Here is a 16,355-nt window from a genome sequence, read left to right on the forward strand (position 1 = left end):
TGACTCCTATCAAGGAGCAGGGGGCACCTATTATTAGAGGGATAAAGGAGGAAATCCGACTATGGATCAAACAATTATCTGCCGATGTGAAGAAGTTTCTTTACAGGACATTCAAAATACGGCAATTACGTATAACTGCTCGGCCCGTGAAGTGAAGTTACGAACAAGGGCTGGTATGGGGTACTGTGGCGGGCGTACGTGCAGGCCAGCAGTTGACGCTGTATTGGAAGCGGTTACAGGAGAGAAAGCAGGGCATGACATTCCTATGAAAGTCCAGCCACCCGTCAGACCTGTATCACTAGCTATTTTAGGAGGTGAAATGAGATGATGACGAACCGTATACTAGATCATCCTGTTCTTGGGAAATTAGAAAACCAAAAAACAGTTACTTTTACTTTTGATGGTGTTTCATATCAAGGTTTTGAAGGGGATACCATTGCATCGGCACTTCTTGCAAATGGTATCAGACAACTGCGCGTTCATGAAGAAACTGGGGCACCACGGGCTATTTACTGTAATATTGGCCATTGCTTTGAATGTCGAGTAACGGTCAATCAAGCACAAGGTGTTCGGGCATGCATGACATCAGTCGAAGAAAATATGACAGTTGAAAGCGGAAAACTGCAAGCCGCTCCATTTGAATCTGCGCCAGAGGAATGGCCGCGTACATATGCGGAATTTGAACAAAAGAACAAAGGCAAAAAGGTTGGTGTTCCACATGTATGATGTCGTCATAATTGGTGCGGGCCCCGCTGGTTTATCAGCCGCCATTGCATGCCGCGAATCAGATTTACAGGTCCTGGTCATCGATGAATTTCCGAAGCCAGGCGGTAGATTACTAGGACAGCTTCACCAAGAACCAAATGGCGAATGGTGGAATGGAATTAAAGAAACACAAATGTTATTGGATCAAGCAGAAAAACTACACACAGAAATTACATGTGGCGTTTCTGCCCACCATATCGAAAAAACGGAACACGGCTATATGATACATACAAATATAGGCGTTCTTGATACGACGAATTTACTCATTGCGACAGGCGCAGCAGAAACAGCTGTCCCCATCCCAGGCTGGACACTTCCCGGTGTGATGTCGATTGGTGCAGCACAAGTCATGACAAATGTACACCGCGTTCGTGTTGGGAATAAAGGGGTAGTCGTTGGCGTCAACGTCTTGTCTGCGGCAATCGCTCGTGAACTTCAAATTGCTGGCATTGAACTGCATAGTATGGCTTTGCCGATTTCCAATCCAGTCACGAAAAATCATGCCAACCCTAGACATGTCATGGATGGATTGGTACGCATTGCACATTTGGCGCCTTCTGCTTTCCTTCGTTTTGGAAGTAAGTTTGCGAAATCTGCCTGGGTGCGTAATATCGCTGTCAATTTCTATCCTAAGAGCGGCGTGAAAATGTGGGGCATGCCCATCCATATTCGTAAAGCCATCGTTCAAATAAATGGTACAGAAAAAGTGGAATCTGTGACAATGTGCGATATTACTTCTGACGGAGAAATAATTGCAGGCAGCGAAAAAATAATTGACGTCGATTTCGTTTGTATAGCAGGAGGGCTTTACCCACTTGCAGAACTTGCTTCTGTTATCGGTTGTCCATTCCAGTACGTCGAAGAATTGGGTGGCCATATTCCGATTCATAATGAACAAATGGAAACACCTCTGAATGGATTATACGTTGCTGGAAACATTACAGGCATCGAAAGTGCAAAAGTCGCCCGCGCACAAGGAACGCTTGCGGGGTACTCTATTGCGAAGAATAACGATAAAATACAGCAAGCAATGAAAGATGTAAAATCTACACGTGATTCAGCATCCATTCAATTCCATCCTGATATTGTGGAAGGCCGGGAGAGAATCCATAGATCATTTCAAACGTATGAAAAAGCCCAATAAACTTTCTGCGTAAGATCTCTTTTCAATACTGTTTGTATAATAGATAATTCATGAAAATTTTACCCAAGAGATATAAATAACCTTGCATGTCAAAGGAGGATCTTAGAATGACAAATAAAAATCATACGGAAGTCGTCATTATTGGCGGAGGGATTGTCGGTTGTGCCATTGCTTATTATGTTGCAAAATCAGGCATCGATTGTGTGCTAATTGAAAAAGATGATATTGCGAGCGGCACATCATCCCGCTGTGATGGCAACGTGACAATCGTGGATAAGGACCCAGGATTTGATAGTCTGATGTCTTTGAAAAGTCAGGAACTCACGGTAGGCTTGAGTGACAAGCTAGAATTAGGATTTGAATATCGTGCACTCGGCAGCCTGCTTGTTTGCGAGAATGATACAGAACTGGAAGCAGCAAAAAATTGGGTAGACATACAAAATGCCGCCGGTTTGGATTTCAAATTGCTGGACCGGGCAGATCTCCGAGCGGAGTCTCCTTATTTCGCGGATGATATTCCCGGAGGATTAGAGTGCAGAACAGACTCGCTCATAAACCCTTATCTATTTTGTTATTCGCTCATTGATAAGGCGAAGCAATATGGACTTAAAGTGTATACACAGTCAGAAGTTACTTCGATTACAAAAAAAGATGATTTTACAATTGAAACGACAAATGGCCAATTTACGGCGAAAAAAGTCGTCAATGCTGCGGGCGTATGGGCACCATTTATCGGTAACATGCTTGATCTTGATATCCCAATCATACCAAGAAAAGGTCATATTATCGTTGGGGCCAGACAAAAGCCGGTCATGATGCGGAATGTCATGGAATTTGGTTATTTAATGAATAAATTCGGACGTGACCGGATTGTAGATCCAGTAACAGAGAAGCATGGTGTAGCGCTGGTACTTGAACCAACGGAAAGCCAGAATTTCTTGCTGGGCAGCAGCCGTGAATTTGTTGGGTATAACGGAAAAATTGATATCAATGTGGTTCAAACCATGGCAAAAAGAGCCATGCGTTTTTATCCGAAAATGAATGATTTTACGATGATCCGTACGTATACGGGCTTCAGGCCATGGACGGCTGACCATCTGCCAATCGTATCAGAAGTTGACAGCATACCTGGATTTTTCATAGCAGCTGGGCATGAGGGCGATGGAATAAGTTTAGCGGCAGTTACCGGGAAGTTAATTGAAGAGTTAATTCGCGGTGTATCTGATACGATTGTTCCAACAGATCCATTGCGATTTGATCGTTTTACTAAAGTGCCTGTTTCATAATATAACGATGGAATGATCACAAGGCGGGTATCAGGTCCACATACAACTAGGACCTGGTACCTTTCACTAATAGCATACAAAAAGTATATTCTGTTTGCTTGCCTGGAGAGGCGTTAGAAGCGGATATTTAGGAAGAATGAACACCCCCGTCTGCTCGTAATGAACAGGATCGGCTGCTCAATTTGGATAAACCATTACTTAATGAGCTGAAGAGCGTTAAAGATTAATACGTTGAATTGCACCGCGACTACAGTCAATTCTACCATCTGTTTACTATTCTGAAAGAGTATAGTAAGATCCACTTAACTGAAAAAATAAGCGGACTGAGGTAGTAGAATGGAAGCTATGGAGAAACGCCTGATTGTCAATTCGGGAATCGAGAATTTATTGAATGAACTAGTTTCTTCACTTGAAGATTGTGAGCGATTTTATTTTAGTGTGGCGTTTATAAATTTTAGTGGACTCCAGCTATTGTTGGATCCTATCAAGGAAGCGGAGAGACGAGGAGCCGCCGGAAAGATCATTACATCGACTTATTTGAATTTTACCGAAGCGAAGGCGCTGGACAAGCTTCGACAATTTCCGAATGTTGATTTAAAAGTATTTGTAACGGACCGTGAAGTCGGTTTTCATACGAAAGCGTATATTTTCGAATATAAAGATTGGTATAAGGTGATTATCGGGTCATCGAATATTACGCAAAGTGCTCTTAAAAGCAATATTGAATGGAATGTAGAAATCATCGCCAAAGAAGAAGGCCAGTTCATTCAGGATGTTCTAAGTGAGTTCAATCGCCTTTGGGATTTGAGCGTGATTGCTGATGAAGACTTTATCGCTAGATATGAAGAGTTTTTGGGGAATTTCAAGGGAACTAATGTATCCCGAATGAAAATTTATGAAAATGGTCAATATATTATACAGAATCAAATGCAAAAAAGAGCGACGGAGAATCTGAAGCGACTTCGAAGCTTAGGAGAGAAGAAGGCACTCGTCATTGCAGCGACCGGAACGGGTAAAACGTATATGTCGGCGTTCGATGTGAAAAAATTAAAGCCAAAGAAACTGCTGTTTATTGTGCATCGGGAGGATATTTTGCGTAAAGCGAAGGAGACATTCGAACTGCTGCTACCGAATGAGAATCTAAGGTTTGGTTTGCTGACAGGGAATCATAAGCAAAAAGATGTTGACTATGTTTTTGCTACAATTCAAACGATCTCCAAGTGTTTTCATGAGTTTGATCAAGACGAATTCGACTATCTGATCATTGATGAGGCCCATCATGCAACAAGTCCAACCTACCAGGACGTTCTTGAATATTTCACGCCCGCATTCACTCTTGGTATGACTGCAACGCCAGAGCGGACGGATGGCAATAGCATTTTTGAATTATTCGATAATAATGTCGCCCTCGAAGTCCGTCTTCATGAAGCGCTGGAGGACGAATTGGTTATTCCTTTTCACTATTTCGGCATCACGGATATTGAGAGTATCGATTTGAGCGCTATCGATATCGACGACATTCAAGAAGTGACGAAAAAGCTGAAGGTGAATGAACGCGTTGATTTTATTGTAGAGAAGTTCCTTTTTTATGGGCATGATGGAGGGAAACGAAAAGGTCTTGGATTTTGTGTCAGTATTGAGCATGCCCGCTATATGGCCGATGAGTTTAATAAGAGAGGTTTTCCAAGTGTATTCCTTTACGGAGACCACTCTCCTGAGCGGCGTGAACACTTTATGATGAGACTGGAAGACGATCAAGACGAATTAGAGTTTATTTTCACAGTTGATATTTTCAATGAAGGTGTGGATATTCCTTCTGTCAACTTGGTATTGATGCTGCGGCCAACCAATTCCCCGATTGTATTTATTCAGCAATTGGGAAGGGGGTTGCGGAAGCATGAAGGGAAGACGTTTCTCACAGTTCTTGATTTCATTGGCAATCATAATAAGACGTTTCTGATTGCGATGGCCTTGAATGGTAGCCGCTATTACGATAAGGAAAGTCTGAAAGTCGCCATTGCCACCAACTTTGCCAATATTCCAGGCTGCACACATATTCAAATGGACAGAATTTCAAGAGATCGCATATTGTCTCAGATTGATCAAGAAAATTTCAACTCGCAGAAGTACCTAAAAGAGGAATATCACGAATTTAAAAAACTAAACCAAGGGCGAACGCCGCTTTATTTAATGGATTACTTAAAATTTGATGGCGCGCCCGATCCGGTCAAATTTATTTGGAAAGAAAAAACGTATTTGCAGTTTGTGGCGAAAGTGGAAAAGAACGAAGGGCTAAAGAGTCTTTTATTTGATGAAGCATTTGAAGGGATTCTAAAAGAGCTGTCGAGCAAGCTGCCGTTAAAAAGAGTGTATGAATTCGTGATCTTGCGCTACTTATTGGATTATGAAGAGATCGATTTAGATATGGCCAAGCAGCAAATTCTCAAGCTGGTTGAAGATGTCGATGAGGATAGCGTACGGCATGCGTTTGAAACGCTGGACCAGGATTATTATGACAGTGTGCAGTTAAAGAAGCCGAAGCTTGTTTTCCAGCAGGGTGAAAGGCTGATGAAATCTCCACTTTATAATCAGATATTGATGAAAAGGGAGTTTCGGAGGTTCATTGAGGATGTAATCCATTATGGAATTCATCGCTATGAGAAGGAATTCGGTACGACAAATTACGGTGTGCCACATTTTAAACTGTACGAACAATACCAAATGATCGATGCCGCTCTTATGTCGAACTACCGAAAAATTCACAGCTCGTTCAGGGGCTCAGGGCTGCTTGCGAGTGGAAATGATTATTTCTTGTTTATCGATCTTCATAAAGAAGAAGATATTAAAGAAAGTATCAATTATCATGATAAGTTCATGGATGAGCAGTATTTCCAGTGGCAGACGCCAAATAGTACCTCCCAGCATTCAGAAAGAGGACAGAATATCATTTTCAACCAGCGAAACGGCATTCATTTGCATTTGTTTGTGAGGAAGTATCGGCAAATTGATGGCAAGAATGAGCCTTTTATTTATATCGGCAAGGGAGATACTATCGAGGCTTCGGGAGAGAAACCGATTACTGTTCAATTGAAATTGCAGAATAAATTGCCGGCGAATCTTTATACGGAATTTACAAAAAAGGTGTAGTTTTCTCAATGTGAGAAGACTACACCTTTTTCTTCGATCAGCTGCTGAACCGCAGGGATATCGGCAGGGGCCCATTGGAGCGATTCCAAATTCTCGCGCTTCAGCCAGATTACTTTTGAATGTTCACTGACTGTTGGCGTTCCTTCGGCAATACGGCATTTGATGGAGATCAAATTAATCATGAATGTATCGTATTCATGTGTATTGTCGTTGAAGATACCCTCTGTGATTTCAATCGTACAATTCATTTCCTCGGTAATTTCTCTCTTCAAAGCAGTATAGAGATCTTCATCCTTTTCCACTTTACCACCCGGAAATTCCCAGCGATTCGGGATCGACATGGCGGGTGAACGCAGCGCACAGAGGATTTCCTTCTCGTCGTTTTCAATGATGGCAGCGACCACTTTAATTACTTTTTTCATACAGGCCTCCTGAAAATTACTTTTAAGATAATGATACCATACTGTAGAGTTCGTTTACGCGAGAAGAATATGTGGTGCAAAATATTTTTTCTGAAGTCCATCCTTCGTAACGAATACACATGTTTTTTGATTATCCGACATTCGACAACTTTTCTTCTTTCAATTCTTTACTTTTAAAATATTCTTGGGCAAGTAATGTCGTCTTGAATTCAACTGTTGGATCAATCTCTTCTACAATTTCTTGTAATTTTTCAATCGTAGTGTTGAAGAACTCTTTGCGCAAGTTTACTTTATTAACCCTCTGCTGATGAAGTGTTTGATGCAGCTGATTTTCCAGTCCTACTGCATCGTTACTGAACACCATAGCATGGACATCAAATTTGAATGGGACAGAAGCGCTTCCTAGTTCATCTACTCGTTCTTGAGGATTTAGTCGTCTTGTCATCCCAACTTTAAACATTTGATCACCGAAGGAGCCAAGATTGGAAATAACATAGACATAACCTGCTTTACCGTTCGCAAGTCGGGTGATTTCCTCTTTCTTCAATTCAAGCTCATTCTGCTGCTCTTCCAATTCACGAACTCGCGCTTCCAATACGGATATCTTGTCTGTATCTGTTTCGGATAAAAGAAGCTCCATGTTTCGTTGCATTTCTACCATGAATTTTTCTTCTTCTTGTTCAAGCTTCTTCTGCTGTTCTTTCAAAGCCTTCTTCTCTGCAGCATCTTGTCTCATCTGTTCTCGTATTGCTTGCTGCTCTTCTTTTTCAAGCTCACGTTTGGCATAGTAATGATGTTCGATTTCAATGGCCTCTAAGAATATAGGCTCGATTTCCGATAAGAAACGAGTAATTGTGGGGAGAATGGAATTATTTCCATCCGCACAAATTGCCAGATATCTCCTAACTAGATCACGCACATTTTCTTGAGCCTCTTCAAGTTTCGAATACGTAAGAGTATATAAGATGTTCTGTAGTTCTGCTTGCAAACCAATAACCATTAGTTGATATATAGTTTTATTCGCTTTCGTAGTGTAGCGATCCACATATGTATCTAAAACCTTTTTCAACTCACGCTTATTCCTATTCATTTCTTTACGTAACTCTTTAGAGTTTTTGTAATGACAATCGAGTTCAATAAGGTTTCGAAGCATGCTCTCCTCATCGAAAAATTGACTAACATTCCGTACTTCTTTTTCTAACTTAGAGTAATTTAAGGCATTAGGAAAATTTTCAGTAAGTGTTTTGATTCCTAATATTTCAGCTTTAGCTTTTAGAATTTTATTCGTATTAGTTTTTAACTGCTTTTCTGCTTTTTCATTGTCGATTAGCAGTTGATCTCGTTCTTCAATGTACTTTTGAACATCTATCAGGACATTCGCAGCATCGTTGGTAGCAGTTTCTCTTATTTTCGCTGCTTCGTTTGTTGCCTCGCTAATCTGTTCTTTCATTTCTTCTCGGACATCATTTTTGAATTCTGTCTTTAGTTTTCCGAATATCTCTTTGTTATTAATAATATCTTCCTGAATAGCAGCTAATTCTTCTTTATGACTTGTAATTTTTTGTTCGGTAATCTCTATGTCAGCATCTAAGGCGTCAAGCTTGAGAATTCTATCGTCAACTATTTTGGCGATTTCCTCATACTTGATAAAGAGCTTGTTATTCTGCTTAATGGCCTTTCGCAATTTCCAGCCGATTATTGGACCTGTTAAAAGGATTGCATGAGGAATGAAAAAGGCTAGAAGCGAGAATAAAATCAAGAGCCAACTCCAAGTTTTCATGAACCAAGATAACTGATTATATTCTTCCTTGTTCTTTTTTGCAGTTAGTTCTAGAGGCGGTTGTTTCATTTTATTTTTGGACAATATTAAAACTCCTTTCATTAATGTGAGTATATGTAACCAATTTAACTAATTCTATTATAGTATTTTTTGCCCCTTAATTGTTACTAAAACTAATTCCTGATAATAAAATGACAAATCATGTCGATTATTTTGTATTTTTGTTATTATTAGCTGAATAATTGATAGATTCATTTAGTAGTGATCACTTTTTAAAGGACATTTGCATTACTTTGGGTTAGATCAGTAAGGCTAAAACAGATAATCCCGTTGGTTGACATGAAAACTATCTTGCCTTATATTTATTCGCAATTGAGCAGACGTTCTTTTCTTATTGAGAGAGACAGAGGGGGTGGCCCGATGAAGTCTCAGCACCTGCCGGATAGATAAGGTACCACATTCAACAGGTGTACCTGAACGATGAGAAGAAATTATGCATGCAGAACCAGATGATGGAGAGGGCAGTAACTCACATAACATCGCGGACATGTTTACGTGATATATTGAGATGCTGACAGCGACGAAATGACCGGGAGGGATGTTATGAAACAGGGCGATTACATGAAACGATTGGAATTCGGTGCTTGGACTATAGAAACGGATAGAGAACGAACTAGGGAATTCTATGCAGGCCACCCTCTTCTTACACAGGACTGCAGCTGTGAAGATTGTCTGCATTATGTTCAGGCATGTGAGCAATTCCCTGCAGAAATCCGCGATTTCTTTCGTTTTCTCGGAATTGATCCGCACAAAGAAGGGGAAGTTTCAGCGTTTGGCAGGAGCGGAGACGGTACGCATCATTATATAGTCTTTTATCATTTTGCGGGCAGGATCATTGATGGGCCGGAGCAGATTGAAACAATGCCGTCCTACAAGCTTGCGGGTGTTGACATCAGTTTTACGGAAGAGGCAGACTTAGTGCCGGAAGGGTTTACTTCGCCTGTAGTACAAGTTGAATTGGAAATGTATTTGGACTGAAAATTAAGATACTGCCTGAATGAGTGCTTATTCTATAATAAAGGAGAGTGCAGTATGGATTACTGGGAAATTGACGGGAATCCGACCGGCGTGGTATATGAAAATTTGATGAAGGTACTTTGCGTGCATTCAGATGAATTTTATTTCATTACCCGAAATGAGCTGACATACGACTGGTCGCTTCTCGATTATTTTGCACCATACATAAAGAGCAGTTATAAAACAAAGACGTTTGCACAGACCATCACGAAAGGTCCGGCAGCCACGGTATATGTAATCGAGTCAACTCCGGATACATTGAAACTTCTGATCAAGTCGGCGAATTCACTCTATGACTGGGTAGCTCCGCAACTGCCTGAGGACCTGATTTTCTTCAAAAACAATGTTGAATGGTTTTCCTGCACGATACACGAGGAGCAGGCAACCTTTTGGCTGCGATCTGAATACTATTAGCAGCTCGTCAGAAATACTGATGGACAAAAGTGTATGAAGAATGATTAGATCCGTTAAATCATGGTTTTAATAAAGAGGGAGGAAAATAGATGAGTGAAGTGCAGCCGCAAAATTGCAATTTAAATATTTGGTACTCATTGCCTGAGGAATTGTGGGGTAATGTGACTGGTGTATACAAAAGCATGCCCGGCTGGCTAGGTTTTAAAGATGGAATTCCCTATTGGTTCGGGCGAGAAGAGGACAATATATTTATATGGGCTTCTGTGGAACCGAGCGGATTATCATTTTATGCGCGGATGGGCGATGACGAGTGGAGTGATTGGATGGAGAAATTCAAATTGGAAGCTACAAAAGCAGTAGGGTTTGAAGTGGGCGAACCTGAAGATGGTTTTTTGTAAGGATTGAGTGCCGGCTTTTATATTATCTGTATTGCAGGTGTTTTCATGTTAAAGAGCGCAATAATGATTAAATTATTCTTTTAGTGTAATCAATTCTTAAGTAGTCGTTAAAATGTCGGTACGTACGCGTTAACAATTTATGGTAGGCGACTTTAAATCTACGGACAATTACTGTTCTCTTACTATTTATAATGACATGACTCTCCAAAGGTTGGGGAGTTTTTTTATTGGGTAAAATTTTGGCTAAATAGCAGCTCTCTGTTGGATGTAGTATTGCAAATCAATTATCGGTATCTGATAGCATTATTTACTTTGCGTCCAATGTTGATCTAATTATTAAGTCCTTTACTAATCTCTTCCTAGGCCAAGTGAGAAATATTTGACTTTTACAATAAGAATTTTAAATATAAAAGGTTTATTTGTGTATTTAGGTATATAAAAATAGAATATATTGGTATAATGACGGTACTATGATTATATTTTGAAATGGAGTTGAAAATTTGATTATTTAGTAAATATAGAGTGATTATTTTTCGTAATCTTGCTGAGTTTTAGTTGTTAGTTAAATAGTATGCGAATTGAATAACATGACTATTAAACAGAAAAATAATTTATTTATAGATATTTTTACTGTTGGTGTTAAAAGTATTCGAAGTATTTCATTATTAATATATTTTATTAAGGAGTAAAGTTATGAAAAAATTAGTAATTACATTAAGTATTATTTTGATTTCCTCGCTTATTTTCACTGAGAAAACTTCAGCTCATCCAGGTAGAACGGACAGCAACGGGGGGCATACGTGCAGAACAAACTGTGCAAAGTGGGGATTGAAGACAGGTGAATATCATTACCATAATGGTGGAGGATCCAGTACCAATTCAGCAAATAAAACCACAAGAAATGTAAACACCTCTCAACCTCAACCTAAACCTAAACCAACCTATACACAAGCGGATGTCGATGAAGGGAAATCAAAAGGTAAGGCACGGGGTTATGATGACGGTTATAGTAGGAATACTAAAAATTCCGCAACAGATACAGGGAATGAAGGATATAAAAAGGGATATGCAGCAGGCTATGAAGCGAGCTATAAAGAAGGGATAGAAAAAATTAAACAAGAGGATTCTGAAGCTGGAACAAGCAGCGGTCTAATCGACGGAAAAAACGCGTTTCTCAAAGGAGAGAATCAAGAAGTTTCCAATAATACAGCCAAGTCTGCCGACTGGAATTCTGCCTATAAGATAGCTTTTGATAAATCATATAAACAGGAAAAAATTCTACTTCACTCTGAGCAAGCCGGCTTTAAATTAGGATATTCTCTTGCGGATTTAGACATTCCGTCTGAATTTACAAAAGAAGAAGCAGTCAGAAAGAATTTCGAGAAACATTATAAGACAGCTTATGACAAGCGGATAGCAGAAGAAAACCTAAAACATGGGAAATTAGGTATCAAGGACGGCTATGCCCTAAATTCACTGTCTATTAATTCTATCGATAGTAGATTTACTGACTCGTATAAAAAAGGGTACGAAGAGGGGAAATCAAAAAGAAAAGAAGAAGTCATGTTGGAGGGGTACAATCTTGCTTTCATTCAGCTGAAATATCAGGAATCGTATAAAAACGACAATGACCAACTTAGGGAATGGCATAAGGAAGGTTTTGACTCCAATCTAGTTGCTAGTGAAATTAAAGATACAGCCTTTGATCATGGCTACGAAAATTCAACATATATGATTCCGGATGAATTTACAGTTAATGAGGAAGCTGTCGCATTATATGATTCACTATTTTATGAGGGACAGGAATTGAAGAATCAGGAGAAGCAGCAGAAAATAAAAACTGTCGCAGGTGTTGCCTTACCAGTAGGAGGATTAGCTGCAGGAGGTTTTTTCCTACGACAGCGAAGAGTGAAAAAGGGTTAACTTGATTTTCAGTATGCTGCTTTGGTTAAGGCAGTAATCTAAACACTTAAGTCGAACAATCATCATAAGTATGGCAGTTAAGCGTTCAGGGGATATTACGATTGACAAGAATGCTAGGTTGAAGAAGAAAATATTAGAGTGCCAGGAATTAGTTAGATAAAAGACAGACAACCTGGCACTCTTTTACGTTATTCCTTAAATTGTTTGGATGTAGAAAACGTGTAAGCAAGACACCTCACTCCTGCTATCTTAGCGGAGAAAAGGTGTCTTTCTTCTGTCTAGTGATTTTTATCTATCAGTTGATAGACGGGTCAGTTCAACTTTTTCATCATCTTCAGCATATTGCCGAGGTCAATGATCTGCGCAAACTTCATATTAGAATCGCAAATAGCATCCTTCTAAATATGTTTGCAAACCTGGTAACTTGTGCGTCAGTCAGTCTCCAAAAGGGATACCCAAACATATGCTGATAAATAAGAATATGTTTGTGCCACTTACACAAGGAGAGGGGCTATCAGGTTCATGGCTGTAAAACCGCAGCAACTGCAAAGGGGCGACACGATAGGGATTGTAACACTAGGCAGTCCGTTGGCGGCTAATCGCATTACGGAAGGGATCCGGATGCTGCAAAGTATGGGATATAAAGTGGTCGTGGGGGAACATGTGTATTCTGCGAATGGCTTTCTTGCGGCAACTCCACGGCAAAGAGCTTCGGATTTAATGAAGATGTTTACAAATCCGGAAGTGAAGTTGATTTTACCTGCGCGGGGCGGAGTCGGGGTGGCAAGTATTTTACCATTCCTAGATTTTACCGTCATTAAACAAAATCCTAAAATTGTTTCGGGTTACAGTGACATTACAATTTTATTAAATGTGCTGTTTGAATATGCGGACCTCATCAGTTTTCAAAGTTTGTTATTGCTGGACTTTAATTCGAGAACTCCTGCATATAATTTCAATCAATTCTTTGCTGCGACATCGTCAGTCACTGCGCCGTGGCAAATTATCAACCCGCCTGAAGTGCCGCTTATCGGGGCGGTTCCCGGAAATGTCACAGGGCCGGTTGTAGGTGGAAATCTCACGTCATTCGTGGGCACCTTAGGCACATCCTATGAAATCAATACGGAAGGCAGAATTCTTCTTTTGGAAGAAACACATGAACCGGTCAATACAGTGTATCGATATTTAACCCACTTGGCGATGGCAGGGAAATTTGAAGATTGTGCAGGAATCATTATGGGACAATGTACGAACTGTGAAACGGCCTACGGAAAAAGCTATGTGGATTTGATCAATGAATTTCTAGTTCCGCTGGGAAAACCTTTATTGACCAACCTGGCCACTGCGCATGACTACTATAAAGCCGCGATACCTATTGGAGCCAGCGTGAATATGGATACGGTGAATCGAAAGTTAACAGTGATGGAGCCGGTGGTAAAAGTATAGTCGAAAAATTTACTGATATATGCACGGTTTGGGGGTATACTAATAAATGTAGAATCTCTGCTTCCGTAAGATCAGGTATTTGATGAATAGATTGTCTTCAAAGACGACAAGAATAGTAGGTGAATGAAATGGGTAAATATCAATTAGACAGCAAAGGTCAGGCGTCTGTGGCAAAGTATCACGAAAAAAATAAGCCTGCCCAATTTGATAAAAAGCAGCATCTGGAAAAAATACGAGCGGAATATTTGAAGAAAAAGCAAAAACAAGCAGAGGAAAAATAAGATGACTCTGAGGCAGCGACGTCTTTTGGCGTGATACGGCTCCCTTAGTTTCCATTTAATAGAAAAGTAATGTCTTTAGAAGACGTTAGATCCTTGATACCTCAAGGATTTGACGTTTTTTTATGAGTTCACAGTAGGTCTTAATTACTTGACGAAAATGTAAAATGGGAGTAATCTACAAAAGCTAGAGTGTAAAGATATAGTAAAGTAATGTTTTTTGAATTTACTGTCTACAAAATAAATAAAAGGTTGGTGCAGAATGATATATCTCAGAAATAAAAAAGATGATTTTGTCAACAACTTTTTAGGGATCTATGCAGCAGCTGTTCTAATGTTATGGATGAAAACATATATCACACAACTGTCTCAGTTTGAACTGGGTGTGGAAGGACCTTTCCAGCACTTCCTTTTACTATTAAATCCACTTGGTTCTGCATTGCTGTTCTTGGGAATTTCATTTTTATTTAGAGGAAAGAAAAAATATACAGCTCTCGTTGTCGTCTATCTGCTGATGTCTGTTCTTTTATATGCGAATGTAGTGTATTACCGGTTCTTTACTGATTTCATTACATTGCCTACACTTTTCCAGACACAGAACTTCGGGGATTTAGGCGGAAGTATTGCGACTTTATTGGAGCCTTATGATGTTCTGTTTTTTGTGGATGTATTTGTGATGTTCTATCTGAGGTTCTCAAAAAAAATTCATAAAGAAACCAATCGTTTTGGACATAAAAGAGCAATAGCCATTGTTGCTGTTGCATTAGTCGTTTCCATCATAAACTTGGGACTGGCGGAAATGAGCCGCCCACAGTTATTAACACGGGGTTTTGACAGAAACTATATTGTGAAGTATTTAGGAATGTATAACTATTCGATTTATGACTCTGTAGAAACGATGGCTGCCTCATCACAGCGGGCTTTGGCGGACAGCAGTGATAGTACAGAAGTGATCAACTATACGCATGCCAACTACGCTGAACCGAATGAAAAATATTTTGGTGCAGCAAAGGGAATGAACGTCATCTACTTACATTTGGAATCGTTCCAGAACTTTCTGATTGACTACAAATTAAACGGCGAAGAAGTGACGCCATTTTTAAATTCCTTGACAAAAGATCAGAATACCATGTATTTCGATAACTTCTTCCATCAAACAGGCCAGGGGAAAACTTCTGATGCGGAATTTATGCTGGAAAACTCGTTATTCGGGCTGCCTCAAGGGTCTGCTTTCATTACGAAGGCACAAAATACGTATCAGTCGGCTCCTGCTATTCTAAAGGATTTTGGGTACACATCGGCTGTATTCCACGGCAATAACGGAAGTTTTTGGAACCGGAATGCCATGTATAAATCATTTGGCTTCGATCACTTTTTTGATGCCAGTTATTACGATACTAGTTCTGCAAAAGATATGGCTGAATATGGTTTGCTGGATAAACCTTTCTATGAGCAATCGGAGGATTACTTGCGTTCGCTGCCGGAGCCTTTTTATACGAAGTTTATTACGGTAGGAAATCATTATCCCTATAAAATGGATCAGGACTTAGTTACCATCGATAAAGCCAATACGGGAGATGTCAGCGTTGATGATTATTTCCAAACCGCGCGTTATACTGACGAAGCCATCAAAGAAGTCTTCGATCAATTAAAAGAGCTGGGTTTATATGATCATTCGATGATTGTTCTCTATGGCGATCATTATGGTATTTCAGATAATCATAAAAAAGCGATGGGACAAATTATGGGGAAAGACATTACCCCAGTTGAAAGTGCTGATTTACAACGCGTCCCGTTGTTCATACATGTACCTGGAATGCAGGGTGGAATTGACCATACGTATGGCGGACAGACAGACCTTCTGCCGACGTTATTGCATCTATTGGGAATTGATACGAAAAACTATGTTCAATTTGGTTCCGATTTAATTTCCGACGAACATAATGAAGTAGTGCCGTTTAGAAATGGCGGATTTGTCAGCCCGACGATTTATTCAATCAATGACAAATTTTATGACAGTAAAACAGGACTACTGTTGGATGACGATCAAGTGGAGTCTGCTAAAGCTGTCAAAAAAGAAGTGGATTATAAATTGGGGCTATCTGATAAAGTGGTGAATGGTGATTTATTGAGATTCTATACGCCTAAAGGATTTACTCCGGTTGATCCTGCTCAGTACAATTATGGGAAAGATGCGGCTGTTGAGTCTGAAGAATGATTGAAAAAAGTTTTATTGCATCATACACTAAGAGGTATGGAACTAGGGTGAGACCTT

The 16,355-nt window shown here is 39.9% G+C and carries 13 protein-coding genes, 1 pseudogene and 1 riboswitch; of the genes and pseudogenes, 12 read left to right on the forward strand and 2 right to left on the reverse strand.

The window, feature by feature from the left end; translation table 11 throughout:
- Window positions 1-61: 61 nt before the first annotated feature.
- From NCCP2331_RS08465 to NCCP2331_RS08485, 5 genes and pseudogenes are all read left to right on the forward strand, one after another.
- Window positions 62-328: a (2Fe-2S)-binding protein gene (locus NCCP2331_RS08465; RefSeq protein ID WP_251669985.1), complete on the forward strand. Its 267-nt coding sequence runs from the start codon at window positions 62-64 to the stop codon at window positions 326-328.
- Window positions 328-621 (forward strand): annotated as a pseudogene (locus NCCP2331_RS08470) ((2Fe-2S)-binding protein); the annotation flags it as partial. The gene NCCP2331_RS08465 and the pseudogene NCCP2331_RS08470, both read left to right, overlap by 1 nt.
- A 97-nt stretch (window positions 622-718) precedes the next feature.
- Complete coding sequence (locus NCCP2331_RS08475; protein WP_251669987.1) at window positions 719-1,909, forward strand: NAD(P)/FAD-dependent oxidoreductase; 1,191 nt, start codon at window positions 719-721, stop codon at window positions 1,907-1,909.
- A 107-nt stretch (window positions 1,910-2,016) separates the two neighbouring features.
- Window positions 2,017-3,195: an NAD(P)/FAD-dependent oxidoreductase gene (locus NCCP2331_RS08480; protein WP_251669989.1), complete on the forward strand. Its 1,179-nt coding sequence runs from the start codon at window positions 2,017-2,019 to the stop codon at window positions 3,193-3,195.
- A gap of 336 nt (window positions 3,196-3,531) precedes the next feature.
- A complete protein-coding gene (locus NCCP2331_RS08485) occupies window positions 3,532-6,342 on the forward strand; it encodes a DEAD/DEAH box helicase (RefSeq protein ID WP_251669991.1) in 2,811 nt (936 codons plus the stop codon).
- Window positions 6,343-6,347: 5 nt separating this feature from the next.
- Here the strand turns inward: NCCP2331_RS08485 and NCCP2331_RS08490 are convergent, their stop codons facing one another.
- Together NCCP2331_RS08490 and NCCP2331_RS08495 are read right to left on the reverse strand one after the other, a co-directional pair.
- Window positions 6,348-6,764, reverse strand: coding sequence for a (deoxy)nucleoside triphosphate pyrophosphohydrolase (locus NCCP2331_RS08490; protein WP_153721098.1), 417 nt, complete (start codon window positions 6,762-6,764; stop codon window positions 6,348-6,350).
- Window positions 6,765-6,894: 130 nt separating this feature from the next.
- Window positions 6,895-8,628 (reverse strand): GIY-YIG nuclease family protein, encoded by a 1,734-nt coding sequence (locus NCCP2331_RS08495; RefSeq protein ID WP_251669993.1) that lies wholly within the window; start codon window positions 8,626-8,628, stop codon window positions 6,895-6,897.
- Between the two features lie 304 nt (window positions 8,629-8,932).
- A riboswitch (SAM riboswitch) is annotated at window positions 8,933-9,031 on the forward strand.
- 116 nt (window positions 9,032-9,147) lie between these two features.
- Here NCCP2331_RS08495 and NCCP2331_RS08500 point away from each other — a divergent pair.
- The 7 genes from NCCP2331_RS08500 (at window position 9,148) to ltaS (ending at window position 16,298) form a co-directional block, all read left to right on the forward strand.
- Window positions 9,148-9,582 carry a hypothetical protein gene (locus NCCP2331_RS08500; protein ID WP_251669995.1) on the forward strand — a complete coding sequence of 145 codons (435 nt, stop codon included), beginning with the start codon at window positions 9,148-9,150 and terminating at the stop codon, window positions 9,580-9,582.
- 54 nt (window positions 9,583-9,636) lie between these two features.
- Window positions 9,637-10,035 carry a hypothetical protein gene (locus NCCP2331_RS08505; RefSeq protein ID WP_251669997.1) on the forward strand — a complete coding sequence of 133 codons (399 nt, stop codon included), beginning with the start codon at window positions 9,637-9,639 and terminating at the stop codon, window positions 10,033-10,035.
- A gap of 89 nt (window positions 10,036-10,124) precedes the next feature.
- A complete protein-coding gene (locus tag NCCP2331_RS08510; protein WP_194841059.1) occupies window positions 10,125-10,433 on the forward strand; it encodes a hypothetical protein in 309 nt (102 codons plus the stop codon).
- 693 nt (window positions 10,434-11,126) lie between these two features.
- Window positions 11,127-12,356, forward strand: a complete 1,230-nt coding sequence (locus NCCP2331_RS08515) for a YHYH domain-containing protein (protein ID WP_251669999.1) — start codon at window positions 11,127-11,129, stop codon at window positions 12,354-12,356.
- A 522-nt stretch (window positions 12,357-12,878) separates the two neighbouring features.
- Complete coding sequence (locus NCCP2331_RS08520; protein ID WP_251670001.1) at window positions 12,879-13,802, forward strand: S66 peptidase family protein; 924 nt, start codon at window positions 12,879-12,881, stop codon at window positions 13,800-13,802.
- Window positions 13,803-13,930: 128 nt separating this feature from the next.
- Window positions 13,931-14,083, forward strand: coding sequence for a hypothetical protein (locus NCCP2331_RS08525; protein WP_194841060.1), 153 nt, complete (start codon window positions 13,931-13,933; stop codon window positions 14,081-14,083).
- A gap of 259 nt (window positions 14,084-14,342) precedes the next feature.
- Window positions 14,343-16,298, forward strand: a complete 1,956-nt coding sequence (ltaS, locus tag NCCP2331_RS08530; RefSeq protein ID WP_285835515.1) for a lipoteichoic acid synthase — start codon at window positions 14,343-14,345, stop codon at window positions 16,296-16,298.
- Window positions 16,299-16,355 lie beyond the last annotated feature (57 nt).

This window comes from Sporosarcina sp. NCCP-2331 (assembly GCF_023707945.1).
Lineage (GTDB): Bacteria > Bacillota > Bacilli > Bacillales_A > Planococcaceae > Sporosarcina > Sporosarcina cascadiensis.